This window comes from uncultured Chitinophaga sp., assembly GCF_937874145.1.
Classification (GTDB): domain Bacteria; phylum Bacteroidota; class Bacteroidia; order Chitinophagales; family Chitinophagaceae; genus Chitinophaga.
In genome coordinates, this window is record NZ_CALNBI010000043.1 from 1 (window position 1) to 13,523 (window position 13,523).

The window sequence follows — 13,523 nt, forward strand, 5'->3', positions numbered from 1 at the left end:
ACGGCCTGCAGTTTGTCGCCGGAGCCTTTCACCGTCATCACGTAAGGCTTGCCCAGGGAATATTGGATCACGTTCACGGGGATCACCACGGCGTCTTTGGCGCGATAGTCCACGATGCGGAGCAGCGCGATCATATTGGGATGCAGGTCTTTACCGCCGGCAACCGGTATTTCCACGCGGATCGTGCGGCTGAGGGGATCGATCACGCGGGAAGCAAAACCGATTTTGGTGCGGAAGGTCTTTTGGATGTCCGGAAGGGTCACTTCCACTTCATCTCCCGTCGAAACTTTGCCTGCAAACGATTCGGCCACATTGGCCACCACGCGAAGGTCCTTGCTGTTCACTACGCGGAAAGCCGGGGTGCCGGGCGAAGCGGCGCCGCCGATCTTGGCGATCACGGCGTCTACCGTACCGTTGATCGGGGAAATGATGCGGGTCAGGTTGATCTGCTCTTTCATAGTCGCGATATTCTTCTCCAGCGATTCCTTTTGGGATTTGGCGGTGAGGTACTGCACTTCGGAGCCGATTTTCTGGTTCCAGAGGTTCGCTTGTTTATTGAAGAGGGCGGTGGCCAGGTCGAGCTGCGTCTGCAGCTGGGCGAGGTTGGCGCGCATCACCTGGTCGTCGACCTGTGCGAGCGTCTGGCCCTTGGAAACTGCCTGGCCTTCGCGCACCAGGATGGATTTGATGATACCGGGCGACTGGGCGGACACGTCCACGTTTTCGCGGGCGTCTACGTTACCCTGCAGGTCGATGAAGTGCTCGAAGGTGCTGGTCTGCACGTCGGCGATGGTGACGTTTTTGGTTTTCACGGCGGTGGCGTCACCGGCTTTCAGTTCTTTCTCCAGGGTTTTGATTTCGGCGTCCAGTTTGGATTTCTCCTGTTTGAGACGGGCGAGTTTATCGGCTTTCTTTTCTTCTCCGCCGCCGCAGGCAATCATCAGGGAGATCAGCGGAAGAACGAAATATCTTTTATTCATTGGAAGTTAATTTATAGCTGAAAAGGTTGAAGGTTACAGTTTTCCGTATGCTTTGAGGTAATCCACGCGGGCAACGATCACGTTGAAGAGCGCGTTGAAATAGTTGTTCTGGGCCATGAGCAGGGCGGTTTCGGCATTGATGACCTCAACGCTGGAACCTACGCCTTCACGGTATTTGATCATGGTCGTTTTCCACACTTCTTCCGCCAGCCCGATATTTTCTTCTTCATTTTCCAGGGTGGAAATGTTGTTGCGGAGCGTGGTGGCGGAGTTGACCTGTTCCAGGTCGATGGCGCCGCGGAGCTGCTCCAGGTCGATGTCCGTCTGTTTCACGGCGATCATGGCCTGGTCCACTTTCCGGAGGCGCTGGAACCCGGTGAAGATGGGCACTTTCAGGTTGAGGCCGTAGGAAACATAACCGTACCAGCTTTGGGAAGAGAAGTAGTCGAACTTACCTGTTGCGCGGGAGGCGCCGCCCTGTCCGAAGAGATAAAGCGAGGGCAATCCCTGCAGGCGGTACCTTTTCAGGTTGTATTCATTGGCCTGGCGCTGGGTTTCGAGGAGCTGGTACTCGATGCGGTTCTGATACGTAAATGCATTCTGCTCCTGGATATCGGCTTTCAGCGCGTTGCTCCCCAGGGTATCCGTCAAAATCAGCGGCTGCTTTACGGGCATGCCGATCTGGAATTTGAGGGCGGCGATACCGGTTTCGCGCACTTGCTTCAGGCGGGTCAGCTGGGATTCGAGGTTGTTCACCTGCACCACCAGGCGGTCGACGTCGAGTTTTTCCACGAGCCCGTTTTTATAGATCTCACGGGTTTCCGCGAGCATATTGTTCAGGCGCACGCGGTTGGAATCGAGGATACCGAGCGCTTTGTCCGCAGCCAATACGTTGAAATAAGCTTTGTACACCGAGGCTTTGATTTCAATCTCGGACCTTTCCACGCCTTTGCGCGCGAGGTCTTCCAGCGTTTTACGGGCCTGGAGGGCAACGAGCACGCTGGGATCGAAGAGGGTCTGGTTCACATCCACCTGACCAAGGGCGTTATAGGCCAGTCCAAACGCGATGGGGACGGTGGTGCCTTTAGGCGCGCTGGGGTCGAAGTTGCTGATGTCGACCAGTTGTTTCTGGATGATGGGGTTGTGCTGGAACAGCCCCGTGGCGCTGACCTGCGGGAGGGCCAGGCCGCTCACTTCGCGGTTCACGGCCAATTGGTTCAGCTCGTCCAGCTTTGCATTACGGATGTCGTACTGATGGGTAAGCGCATAAGATATGGCGTCCTGCGCGGAAAACCGCAGCGGCTCCGACGTAACGGCCGGTTGCTGTTGTGCGTGGGCGCAGGTGAGGGCATGCAACATCGTGCCCGCGAGAGCAACGAGTTTCCATTTAAAGTGCATAGATCATTGATTTATTACTGGTTATCTTTCGTTTTGTACTGTTCGATCTGCTTGTACCCTTTCAGGGTGGCTACGCCATAAAGGAAATGTTCCAGCAGCACGCGTTGCACTTTCGTCATATCATAACCGTTCATGGGGAATAATTCCGGCTGGAAGCAAAACAGCGAGGAAGCGGCCCGGAAAGCGCTGAGGATCTCCACGTCGAGGTCGGGCCGGTACAATCCTTCCCGGATGCCCCGTTCCAGGTTCTCGCGGATGGTACTTACCATAAAAACGTTCTTATGCTGTTCGAACAGCTGGAACGCTTTGGAATGGAATTTCTGGAGGTCCATCATCACCACCGGGTTCATGTTCCGGAATTTGTCTTCCAGCATCTTGATGACCAGGAACAATTCCCCGATGGCGTCGGCACTGTCGTTCCGGCTGGCGATGCACTGCTCTTCGATGAGGGCGAGGTGGCGGCTCATGACGTTGAGCACCAGGTCGCTCTTGTCGGCGAAGTGGGCATACAGCGTTTTCTTCGAGATGCCCATGCGGTTGGCGATATCGTCCATGGTGATGGAGCGGGTGCCGTACTGCCGGAACATGTTGAACGCCGTGTCCAGGATTCGTTCTTGAACTTCCATTGATTTTCGATAATAGGGGGCGAAATAAATTACACGGGCAAAACTATGGAAACTATTTAAACCGCCAAAGTTTCCATCAAATTATTTGCGCATAATATGACGAACGCGGTTTATCAAAGGATTTAGCGGCTTTATGAGGGGTTGGAAGCGGTGGGAATGGCGTAACTTTGCCTTTTCAAACCAGAAACATGTCTCCAAAGCTGAAATTCCGGGTACTGCTGTCGCGCCTGCTGCGCTATTTCTTCCAGGGTCTGCTGATCCTGGCGCCGATCGGCATCACGGCATTTACGCTGTACTGGGGTTTTATCACCATCGATAACTTGTTGCCGCGCGACCTGATCCCGGCGGACCACCCGATGAATTTCCTGCGCTACAAGGGGGTAGGGTTTGCTATCGTATTGATAATCATAGTATTTGTTGGGTATTTGAGTTCTTCCTTTATTATTGGAAGGCTGATCGATATGTTCGACCACATCCTGGAGCGGACGCCTTTTATTAAATATATCTATTCTTCGGTGAAGGATGTGTTTGATGCATTTGTGGGGGAGAAGAAGAAATTCGACCACCCGGTGCTGGTGAACGTTTACGGGGTGGATGTCTGGGAGATGGGGTTCATTACGCAGGAGGATGTGCGGGCCCTGGGGCTGGACGGCTACCTGGCGGTGTATGTGCCCCATGCCTACGCGATAACGGGTAAGGTGTTTATGGTGAAGCGCGAGAAGGTGCGGCCTTTGACGAACGTATCGGCCGGCGAGGCGATGAAGTTCGCGGTTTCGGGGGGTGTTACCACCATCACGGAATTACCTTCCGCACCAATTGCACCATCAGAATCGGCCGAATCTCGCTAAACCGGAGATATTCTCACCGGGAGCGGGAAAGTCTCACCGTAAAAAAGTTCTTTACATAATGGAGCGGATTACATTGCAGGAAACAAAAACCGACGATGTATTCCAGGATTTTCATTTCGATGTTGATGGCGGGCTGCCTGGTTTCCGGGAGCGCGCGGGGCTGGGGGTTCTTCGGCCATGAGCGTATCAACCGGCTGGCCGTGTTTTCGCTGCCGCCGGAGATGCTGGTCTTTTTCAAGCCGCACCTTTCCTATCTCGTAAAACACTCCACCACGCCCGACAAGCGGCGGTACCTGGTGGCGGACGAGGGGCCAAGGCATTACATCGATCTCGACCGGTATGGTTCCCCGCCTTTTGCGGAGCTGCCCCGCGGCTGGCGCGAGGCGGTGGCGCGGTACGGGGCGGATACGCTGGCAAAGCACGGTGTGCTGCCCTGGCACCTGGAGCGCATGCAATACCGGCTCACGGAAGCGTTCCGGCTGGGCAACGGGCTGCAGGCGCTGCGCACGGCCGCCGAGCTGGGGCATTATATCGGCGACGCCTATGTGCCGCTGCACGCCAGTTCCAACCACAACGGTCAACAGACCGGGCAGCATGGCATTCATGGGTTGTGGGAATCGCGCATTCCCGAGCTCTTCGCCGACGACCGGTACGATTACTGGACGGGGCGCGCGGCGTACCTCCCGGATTGCAGGGCCTTTTTCTGGAACGCGGTGCTTGAAAGCGCGGAGGCATCCTGGGTGGTGCTGGCCACGGAAAAGCAGCTGGCGCGGGAATTCCCGGCAGACAGGCGGTATGCCTGGGAGCTGCGGAACGGGAAGCTGGTGCGCCAGTACAGTACGGCGTATGCCGAAGCTTACCAGGACCGGATGGGCGATATGGTGGAATGCAGGATGCGGGGCGCGATTGCCGCGGTGGCGGCATGGTGGTATACCGCATGGGCCGATGCGGGACAGCCGCCCCTGGCGCACCTGGCGGCGCTAACCTTCCCTGAGCTTGAAGCCGAAGAAGACCGGAGGGTGGACAGTATAGCCGCCGCCGGGAGGATCATGGGCCGGGAACACTGAAGCCCGCAGCCCGCTGGAAACCATATGATTACTGCAATGAAAGCCGCTCCTGACGGAAGGTCCGCACCCTGCGGGACAGGTAAAATATTTGAAGGAAGCTCATACGTTTTCTGAAAAGAAAGTTTATCTTTGGTTCTCCATCTGATATTTTTAACCACTCCTACACTAGCCAATCCTTCCGGTTCTTTACCGAGATTTTTTACCTTTTCCTTCGAAAAACCATATAAAGTGGAACAAGAAAACGTATACAATTTAGACCGCAACATGAAGGTGCACAACTTTAATGCAGGTCCTTCTGTATTGCCCAACGAGGTGCTGTACAAAGCCAGCAAGGCGCTGATCGATTTTGAAGGATCAGGAATGTCCATCCTGGAGATCGGGCACAGAACGGAACCTTTTATGGCAGTAATGGAGGAGGCCCGCAACCTTACCCGCGAGCTCATGCAGCTCGAAGACGATTACGAAGTGCTCTTCCTGCAGGGCGGGGCCACCATGCAATTCATGCAGGTGCCCATGAACCTGCTGGACAGCGGCGAAACGGCGTCTTACATCGACACGGGCGTATGGTCCAACAAAGCCATCAAGGAAGCGAAACTCTTCGGTTATGTAGATGTGGCCGCCAGCTCCAAAGAGGCGAACTACAATCATATTCCCAAACAATACACTGTCGCTCCCCAGTCCAAATACCTCCATATCACCACCAACAACACCATTTACGGGACGCAATGGAATACCATTCCCGATACGGAAGTGCCGATAGTGGCCGATATGAGCAGCGATATCCTCAGCCGCCAGATGGATTTCAACCGCTTCGCGCTGATCTACGCCGGGGTGCAGAAGAACATGGGCGCCGCGGGCGCTACCATGGTAGCCGTTCGCAAGAGCATGCTCGGAAAGGTTTCCCGCCAGATCCCGTCCATCCTCAACTATAAAAATCATATCGAAAACGGTTCCATGCTCAACACACCGCCCGTTTTCGCCGTATACATCACCATGCTCACGCTCCGCTGGCTCAAAGGCCAGGGCGGTGTGGCCGCCATCGAGCAGATCAATAACAGGAAAGCGGCGCTGCTGTACGATGAAATCGACCACAACCCGCTGTTCCGCGGCAACGTAGCCAAAGAAGACCGCAGCAAGATGAACGTTACCTTCACCATCGACAAGCCCGAGCTGGAAGAGGAATTCCTCAAATTCTGCAAGAAGGAAGACATCGTGGGCATCAAAGGGCATCGCCTGTCCGGCGGGTTCCGCGCTTCGCTCTACAACGCCCTCCCGCTCGAAAGCGTGGAAGTGATGGTGGAAGCGATGAAGTTCTTCTCCCTGAAGAAAGCATAATTTTCTCCCTGACCGAAGTATTGAAAATATTTAAATACGAAGACCGTCGCAGATAAAGCGGCGGTCTTTTTTAATTCCTACCCTGTTTTCTTATTTTTACCCCTTCTAACAGTAAACATACAATCATGGCAATTATCAAACCGTTCCGGGCGCTGCGTCCGCAACCCGCGCTGGCCAAAGAGGTAGCCGCCAGGCCCTACGATGTGCTCAATTCGAAAGAAGCCGCCGAAGAAGCCGCCGGTAACCCGTATTCTTTCTACCACGTCAGCAAATCGGAGATCGATCTGCCGGAAGGGACGGACATCCATTCCGCCCCCGTGTATGCCAAAGCCGCAGAAAACCTGCAGAAGCTGCAGGCCGAGGGGACACTTTTCGCCGAAGCTTCCCCCGCTTACTACATCTACAAACTCGTTATGGACGGCCGCTCCCAGACCGGGCTCGTTTGCGCCTCCAGCATCGACGACTATAACAAAGGCATCATCAAGAAACACGAGTTTACCCGCCCGGAAAAAGAGCAGGACCGCATCAACCACATCACCGCCACCAAAGCGCAAACCGGAAATGTATTCCTCGCCTACAACGACGTGCCCGAGCTCAACGCCCTCATCTCCCACTGGCAGGAACATAACGCGCCGGTGTACGACTTCGTGGCCAGCGACGGCATTTCCCACACCATCTGGGTAGTGGCAGAAACCGCCGCCGTGGAGGAAATCACCCACCGCTTCGCCACCCAGGTGCCCGCCACCTACATCGCCGACGGCCATCACCGCGCCGCTTCCGCCGCACTGGTGCAGAAAGCCAGCGGGGCAGATGTAACCGCCGATCAACCTATCAACTTCTTCCTTACCACCATCTTCCCGGCCAGCCAGTTAGCCATTCTCGACTACAACCGCGTCGTGAAAGACCTGAACGGCCACAGCAAGGCGGACTTCATCTCCCGCCTGGAGTACGACTTCATCGTGGAGGCCATCGGCCACCACGAACAGAAGCCCTCCATGCTCCATGAGTTTTCCATGTACCTCGATCATACCTGGTACCGCCTGGTAGCCCGCGAAGGCACCTACACCACCGATCCCATCGGCGTCCTGGACGTGACCATCCTCCAGAACAACGTGCTGGACAAACACCTTGGCATCCAGGATCCCCGGACGGACAAGCGCATCGATTTCGTGGGCGGCATCCGCGGACTGGGAGAACTGGTGAAACGCGTGGACAGCGGCGAGATGGCCGTGGCTTTCGCCCTCTATCCCGTTACGATCCAGCAACTTTTCGATATCGCGGACAGCGGCAACGTTATGCCTCCGAAGTCGACCTGGTTTGAACCCAAACTGCGCGACGGGCTGCTGACCCACACGATCTAAAATGCTACAAATCCGCCGTTGGCCCCGCTTTGAGCCGGGGTCAACGGTTTTTTCTTACATTTACAGAAAACGAAGAGAACAATGGAATGGCAAAAGGCTGCAAAAAAATGGACACTGGTGCTGACGGGCGTACTTTCCTTCCAATGGGCGCTTGCTCAGGATAACGCAGAGCTGCAACAAACCGCGCGCAACTTCCTGCGGTCGGGCGACTACGCCAATGCGATCCTGGTGCTCAACCAGGCGATCACATCGGCTCCGGACGACATCCAGCTGAAGAAAGACCTGGCCTTTGCCTACTATCTCAAAGGCGATTATAACCGCGCCTATACCGTGGTTTCGCCGCTCGTTGACAAAAAAGACGCCGACGTTCACCTGTTCCAGATCGCCGGCAATATTTACCAGGGCCGGCAAGACTGGAAGGGCGCCGAGAAGGTTTACCAGCGCGGGCTTCGCAAATTCCCCAAAAGCGGGGAGCTGCATTGCGACTACGGCGACCTCCTGCAGAACATGAAGAATTTCGACGCGGCCCTGCGCTATTGGGTGAAAGGGATTGAAGTGGACCCGAATTTCCCGGGCAACTACTACCACGCCTCCCGCAGCTATATGTGGACGCATGAGCCCATCTGGGCCATCCTTTACGGCGAAACCTTCATCAACCTCGAAAGCTATACCACCCGCACCGCCGAGATCCGCGATGTGGTGCTGGAATGTTATAAAAAACTGTTCGACGACCCGGCCATTTTCAACAGCGTGCCCGGTCAAACCGCCAAAAGCAAGAAAGGCGAATCCGCCAATCCATTCATGGACGCCTATAAAGGCGTGATGGCCAAACAGGTGAGCGTGATCGCCACCGGCATCGAGCCGGAATCGCTCATCATGCTGCGGACGCGGTTCGTGCTCGACTGGTATAAATTCTACGGCGTGAAATACCCTTACGCCCTGTTCGATTTCCAGCGGAAGCTCCTGAGAGACGGCATGTTTGAAGCCTATAACGTGTGGCTTTTCGGGCCTGCCGCCAACCAGGCCGAATACCGGTCCTGGACGGCGCTGAACAAAACGGCATACGACGAGTTCACCGCCTGGCAGCGCAACCACCCGTTGAAACTCCGGGACGACGAGTTTTACAACACCGGCAAGCTCGCCTCGATCAAGTAGGGAGAGCCGGTGCCGTCAGCAACCTCTGTGTACAACTCATATCTAAACCATAGCGCTATGCTGATCGCAAAACACCAAAACATCATCGACAATGCGGTAAAGGCCAACCACGCAAGAACCTTTTATTCGCAGTACCCCGAACACCCGAAAGCTTATGGCGAGGATGCTCCCGCGCAGGGAGAAACCGCCTTCAAGAGCCTGCTTAACCAGCCTTTTTCCCGTTTGAAACAAAAAGTGGTGGAAAACTGGTATGGGGAAGAAGTATCGCCCTACACCCTGGAGCCCCTCGGCATTTCGTACCCCGTTATTTCCACGGAAGAGCTCGTTAAGGCAGGCAAAAGAGCCGGCCAGCGCTGGGCACAGCTGTCCGTCGCCGACCGTGCCGGCATCCTCACCGAAACCCTGGAAAAGATCCAGCATCATTTCTTCGAGATCGCGCATGCCACCATGCATACCACCGGCCAGAGCTTTATGATGAGCTTCCAGGCAAGCGGCCCGCATGCGAACGACCGCGCCCTTGAAGCCATTGCGATGGGTTACCAGCAGCTCCAGCATTTTCCCGGCGAGCAAACCTGGGAGAAGCCCATGGGCAAGATCAGCGTGAAACTGCAAAAATCCTTCCGGCCCGTTCCCAAAGGCCTGGGCCTGGTGATCGGATGCTCCACGTTCCCGGTCTGGAATTCGCTGCCGGGTATTTATGCGGACCTGATCACGGGGAACCCGGTGATCGTGAAGCCGCACGCCAAAGCCGTGCTGCCCATCGCCATCGTGGTGGCCGCTATCCAGCAGGTGCTGGAAGAAAACGGGCAGGACCCTTACACCTGCCAGTTAGCCACGGATTCTACCCGCCAGCCCATCACGAAAGCGCTTTGCGAACATCCGGACGTACATCTCATCGACTATACCGGCGGCAGCGCCTTCGGCAATTATGTGGAATCGCTTGCCTCGCAGGGGAAAACCGTTTTCACTGAAAAAGCCGGCGTCAATTCCGTGATCATCGATTCGGTGCAGGATATTGATGCCGTGATGCAGAACCTCGCGTTTTCCGTGAGCCTGTACAGCGGGCAGATGTGTACCGCGCCGCAGAACTTCTTCATCCCTGAAACCGGCGTTAAAACGCCCGGCGGCACGTTATCTTTCGATGACGTCGCCAAAAAATTCACGGACGCCGTTACCGCGCTCGTCAACAACCCGAAAATGGGTGCGGGCACCCTGGGGGCCGTACAGAACGAAGCCACCCTGCAACGCGCCCGCGAGGCGAAGCAGCTGGGCGGTAAAGTGCTGCTGGAAGGCGCGCCCGTGACCAGCGAGGAATTCGCCGGGGCGCGGACCTGGAGCCCGGTGGTGGTCGAAGTTTCGGCCGATGACCAGCATATTTTCCAGCAGGAGCTTTTCGGGCCGGTGGTGCTGCTCGTCAAAACGAAAAACACCGACGACTCGATCCGCCTGGCCCGGCAGATGGCTTCCAGCCACGGCGCCATCACCTGCGGCGCTTATGCCACCGACGAAGCGGTGAAGGAAAAGATCGCCGACGCCATGAACAGCGTTTTCACACCGGTATCTTTCAACTTTACGGGATTCATCTGGGTGAACCAGCACGCCGCGTTTTCCGATTTCCACGTAACCGGCGGCAACCCGGCCGGCAACGCCAGCTTCACGACGCCCGAGTTCGTGGACAAGCGTTTCGTATGGGTGGGGAACAGAACCTACGTATCTTAAAACCAAAAAATATGCGGATGACATTACGGATATGGCTACTCCTCCCATTTGCCGCCGCGGCCTGCCAGCAGGCGCCGAAAGCGGACAAAGCCGCTGTTTCGGAACCACAGGCGGTTACAACACCCTCCAACGGGCATGCGCTCCGGCTCGACACAGCCGCCTGCACCCTCATCTGGATCGGCACCAAGCCCACCGGCGAGCATAAAGGATCTTTCCAGTTCCAGGGCGGGGAGATATTCGTGAACGACAGTACCGTGACCGGCGGCAATTTCACCATCAACATCGCCAGCCTCCGCAACCTCGACCTCCATGCCCAGCCGGATATGAAACGGCAGCTGGAAGACGAGCTCAAAGGCGCCAATTTCTTCGACGCGGGGCAATATCCCACGGCGAAGTTCGAGGTCACCGAAGTGACGCCCTACCATCCTGCGGCTACGGATAATTCGGTATTGCTGAAAGATGCGACCCATATGATCCGCGGCAACCTGACCATGAAAAACGCCACGAAGAACATCACTTTCCCCGCCAAAATCGTCATGGAGAACGGGAAAGTGAGGGCCGCGGCCAATTTCAACATCGACCGCACGCAGTGGGGCATGACTTACCGCGCCGATAAATCCCTGCAGGACAAGTTGATCAATTCAGTCGTCAACATCCAGTTTGAACTGATTACCCGATGATAAGAAGGCCCGGTTGGTACCGGGCCTTTCTATTACGCGGATTTTTCGGTAAATTGGATGTACCTCAAAGTTTTCTTTATGGAAAATCAGCAACAACGGGACAATCGTCTCTGGCGTATCGCCAAAGCCCGCGCAGCATTCCGCACCCATTTGTCGGCCTACCTTATTGTCAATGGTTTCCTCTGGGCCATCTGGTACCTGACTTCCGACAAAGGGAACGATACGCCCTGGCCGGTTTGGCCGATGCTGGGTTGGGGTATCGCCCTGGCTTTTAACTATTACTTTGCGTTTGAGTCCGATCCTTTCCGGGATACGATGCGCGAGTACGAGAAACTGCAGCAGGAGAAGCAGCAGCGCGGTGTCTGATCTAAAATTCCATCATGCACCACCCCAATCGCCTATTTGATGTGCTTGCACATCAGCTGGAACATTTCCCCAAGCCGGACATGCTGGCCGCCCGGGAGGAAGGCGTATGGAAGACATACGCCACGGCCGAGGTAGCTGCGCTCACGGCGCGGTTTGCCGCGGGGTTCCTGGAGATGGGCATAGGCGGCATCCCCCCTGGTCCGGAGGAGCAGGATAAGGTCGCTATTATCAGCGCCAACCGGCCGGAGTGGATCTTTACGGACCTGGCCTGCCAGCAGGCCGGCGCGGTGCTGGTCCCCATTTATCCCACTATCAGCGCGGCGGAGCTCACCTTCATCCTGAACGATTCCGGCGCCCGGTTTCTTTTCGTGGATGATGCCGAGATGTACGACAAAGTGAAAGCGCTCCGCGACCAGGTCCCCCTTCTTTCCGAAATATTTTCCTTCTACCGCCTCCCGGGGGTCCGCCACTGGATGGACGTTCCCGCTGCTGCCACCCCTGCGTCGGAAGCGCGGCTGCCGGCAGTGCGCGACGCGATTACGCCCGATACGCTGGCCACGATCATTTACACATCCGGGACTACGGGCACGCCCAAAGGCGTGATGCTCACGCATGGCAACATCATGAGCAACGTGGAGGGTTGTTTGCCGATATTGCCGGTGGATGAGCACAGCCGGGCGCTGAGCTTCCTGCCGCTCAACCATATTTTCGAGCGGATGGTGACGTACGTGTATTTCACGGCCGGCGTGTCCGTCTACTACGCAGAAAGCCTGGAAACCATCGCCGACAACCTCCGCGAGGTGCAGCCGGGCATATTCACCACGGTGCCGAGGGTTTTGGAGAAGCTGTTTGAGAAGATCATGGCCCGGGGGCATGCGCTCACCGGTTTCCAGCGGACGATCTTCTTTTGGGCGCTGCGGGTGGGGTCGCAATTTGAGATTAACAAACCGCTGTCGCCCTGGTACCGGATGGAACTGGCGCTGGCGATCCGGCTTGTTTTCAATAAATGGCGGGAAGCGCTCGGCGGCAAGATCCGCTGTATCGTGACCGGCGCGGCCGCCTGCCAGATCCGGTTGCTGAAGCTCTTCACCGCCGCGGGGCTCCCGGTGCTGGAGGGCTACGGGCTGACGGAAACCTCGCCCGTAATCAGCGTCAACGGCAAAGCGCCGCGCGATAGGATGTTCGGGACCGTGGGGCCGGTGATTTCCAATGTGGAGGTGAAGCTGGCGGACGACGGGGAGATCCTCGTCAAAGGGCCCAGCGTAACCACCGGCTATTACAAGCGTCCCGACCTCACGGCGGAGGCTTTCGGGGGCGGGTGGTTCCACACCGGCGACATCGGCGTGATGCTGTTCCAGAAATACCTGAAAATCACCGACCGGAAGAAGGAGTTATTCAAGACTTCAGGCGGTAAGTTTGTGGCGCCCCAGCCAATAGAGAACAAGTTCCGGGAATCACCCTTTATTGAGCAGATTATGGTGGTGGGGGCTGACAGAAAGTATACCGGCGCCCTGATTGTCCCTAATTTTGAAAACCTGCGCGCCTGGGCGAGGGACCACGGGGTGGATTACCCTTCCAATGAAACGGGCCTGAAAGACCCGAAGGTGAAGGCTTTGTACCGGGAGGCCGTGAACCGTTACAACCAGTATTTCAACCACATAGAGCAGGTAAAGAAATTCGAGCTCATGCCCCGCGAATGGACGATCGACGGCGGCGAAATGACGCCCACCCTGAAGCTGAAGCGCCGCGTGATCCAGGAAAAGTACCGGGATTCGATCGAACGGCTCTACGCCTGATTTTTTTAAGGAAATTTGCCAAAATCGTTTATTTTTGCCCTCCCGCTGGCTAAAAAGCGGAGCAGGCCCGGTAGTTCAATGGATAGAATAGAAGTTTCCTAAACTTTAGATACAAGTTCGATTCTTGTCCGGGCTACAAATTTTCCGCGAAGGCGCCGATTTTACCGGCGTCTTTTTCATTTGTGGGAGGTT

The 13,523-nt window shown here is 56.2% G+C and carries 12 protein-coding genes and 1 tRNA gene; 10 read left to right on the plus strand and 3 right to left on the minus strand.

Going from position 1 to position 13,523, the window contains the following annotated elements:
• From Q0510_RS01910 to Q0510_RS01920, 3 genes are all read right to left on the minus strand, one after another.
• A partial coding sequence (locus Q0510_RS01910) for an efflux RND transporter periplasmic adaptor subunit (protein WP_298707719.1) occupies window positions 1-980 on the minus strand: 980 nt, incomplete at its 3' end.
• A gap of 33 nt (window positions 981-1,013) precedes the next feature.
• Window positions 1,014-2,378 (minus strand): TolC family protein, encoded by a 1,365-nt coding sequence (locus Q0510_RS01915; protein WP_298707721.1) that lies wholly within the window; start codon window positions 2,376-2,378, stop codon window positions 1,014-1,016.
• Window positions 2,379-2,392: 14 nt separating this feature from the next.
• Entirely contained in the window at window positions 2,393-3,004 is a 612-nt protein-coding gene (locus tag Q0510_RS01920) for a TetR/AcrR family transcriptional regulator (RefSeq protein WP_298707723.1), read from the minus strand.
• A 188-nt stretch (window positions 3,005-3,192) separates the two neighbouring features.
• On the opposite strand from Q0510_RS01920, the gene Q0510_RS01925 reads away from it, so the two are divergent.
• From Q0510_RS01925 to Q0510_RS01970, 10 genes are all read left to right on the plus strand, one after another.
• Window positions 3,193-3,852 carry a DUF502 domain-containing protein gene (locus tag Q0510_RS01925; protein WP_298707725.1) on the plus strand — a complete coding sequence of 220 codons (660 nt, stop codon included), beginning with the start codon at window positions 3,193-3,195 and terminating at the stop codon, window positions 3,850-3,852.
• A gap of 95 nt (window positions 3,853-3,947) precedes the next feature.
• The gene (locus tag Q0510_RS01930; protein ID WP_298707727.1) at window positions 3,948-4,919 is read left to right on the plus strand and encodes a zinc dependent phospholipase C family protein; all 972 of its coding nucleotides are present in this window, start codon (window positions 3,948-3,950) and stop codon (window positions 4,917-4,919) included.
• A gap of 228 nt (window positions 4,920-5,147) precedes the next feature.
• A complete protein-coding gene (gene serC / locus Q0510_RS01935) occupies window positions 5,148-6,254 on the plus strand; it encodes a 3-phosphoserine/phosphohydroxythreonine transaminase (protein WP_298707729.1) in 1,107 nt (368 codons plus the stop codon).
• A 125-nt stretch (window positions 6,255-6,379) separates the two neighbouring features.
• Window positions 6,380-7,615, plus strand: coding sequence for a DUF1015 family protein (locus Q0510_RS01940; RefSeq protein ID WP_298707731.1), 1,236 nt, complete (start codon window positions 6,380-6,382; stop codon window positions 7,613-7,615).
• Between the two features lie 81 nt (window positions 7,616-7,696).
• A complete protein-coding gene (locus tag Q0510_RS01945; protein WP_298707733.1) occupies window positions 7,697-8,770 on the plus strand; it encodes a tetratricopeptide repeat protein in 1,074 nt (357 codons plus the stop codon).
• A 57-nt stretch (window positions 8,771-8,827) separates the two neighbouring features.
• Entirely contained in the window at window positions 8,828-10,489 is a 1,662-nt protein-coding gene (gene paaN / locus Q0510_RS01950; RefSeq protein WP_298707734.1) for a phenylacetic acid degradation protein PaaN, read from the plus strand.
• Window positions 10,490-10,500: 11 nt separating this feature from the next.
• The gene (locus Q0510_RS01955) at window positions 10,501-11,169 is read left to right on the plus strand and encodes a YceI family protein (RefSeq protein WP_298707736.1); all 669 of its coding nucleotides are present in this window, start codon (window positions 10,501-10,503) and stop codon (window positions 11,167-11,169) included.
• Window positions 11,170-11,247: 78 nt separating this feature from the next.
• Entirely contained in the window at window positions 11,248-11,535 is a 288-nt protein-coding gene (locus Q0510_RS01960) for a 2TM domain-containing protein (protein WP_298707737.1), read from the plus strand.
• 14 nt (window positions 11,536-11,549) lie between these two features.
• Window positions 11,550-13,331: a long-chain fatty acid--CoA ligase gene (locus Q0510_RS01965; protein WP_298707739.1), complete on the plus strand. Its 1,782-nt coding sequence runs from the start codon at window positions 11,550-11,552 to the stop codon at window positions 13,329-13,331.
• 64 nt (window positions 13,332-13,395) lie between these two features.
• Window positions 13,396-13,467: transfer RNA gene (locus Q0510_RS01970), tRNA-Arg, on the plus strand.
• The last annotated feature ends 56 nt before the right edge of the window (window positions 13,468-13,523 follow it).

Coding starts and splice junctions, on each gene's coding strand:
- Q0510_RS01915 (WP_298707721.1), bottom strand. CDS start 2,378: ATGCACTTTAAATGGAAACTCGTTGCTCTCGCGGGCACGATGTTGCAT.
- Q0510_RS01920 (WP_298707723.1), bottom strand. CDS start 3,004: ATGGAAGTTCAAGAACGAATCCTGGACACGGCGTTCAACATGTTCCGG.
- Q0510_RS01925 (WP_298707725.1), top strand. CDS start 3,193: ATGTCTCCAAAGCTGAAATTCCGGGTACTGCTGTCGCGCCTGCTGCGC.
- Q0510_RS01930 (WP_298707727.1), top strand. CDS start 3,948: ATGTATTCCAGGATTTTCATTTCGATGTTGATGGCGGGCTGCCTGGTT.
- Q0510_RS01940 (WP_298707731.1), top strand. CDS start 6,380: ATGGCAATTATCAAACCGTTCCGGGCGCTGCGTCCGCAACCCGCGCTG.
- Q0510_RS01945 (WP_298707733.1), top strand. CDS start 7,697: ATGGAATGGCAAAAGGCTGCAAAAAAATGGACACTGGTGCTGACGGGC.
- paaN (WP_298707734.1), top strand. CDS start 8,828: ATGCTGATCGCAAAACACCAAAACATCATCGACAATGCGGTAAAGGCC.
- Q0510_RS01955 (WP_298707736.1), top strand. CDS start 10,501: ATGCGGATGACATTACGGATATGGCTACTCCTCCCATTTGCCGCCGCG.
- Q0510_RS01960 (WP_298707737.1), top strand. CDS start 11,248: ATGGAAAATCAGCAACAACGGGACAATCGTCTCTGGCGTATCGCCAAA.
- Q0510_RS01965 (WP_298707739.1), top strand. CDS start 11,550: ATGCACCACCCCAATCGCCTATTTGATGTGCTTGCACATCAGCTGGAA.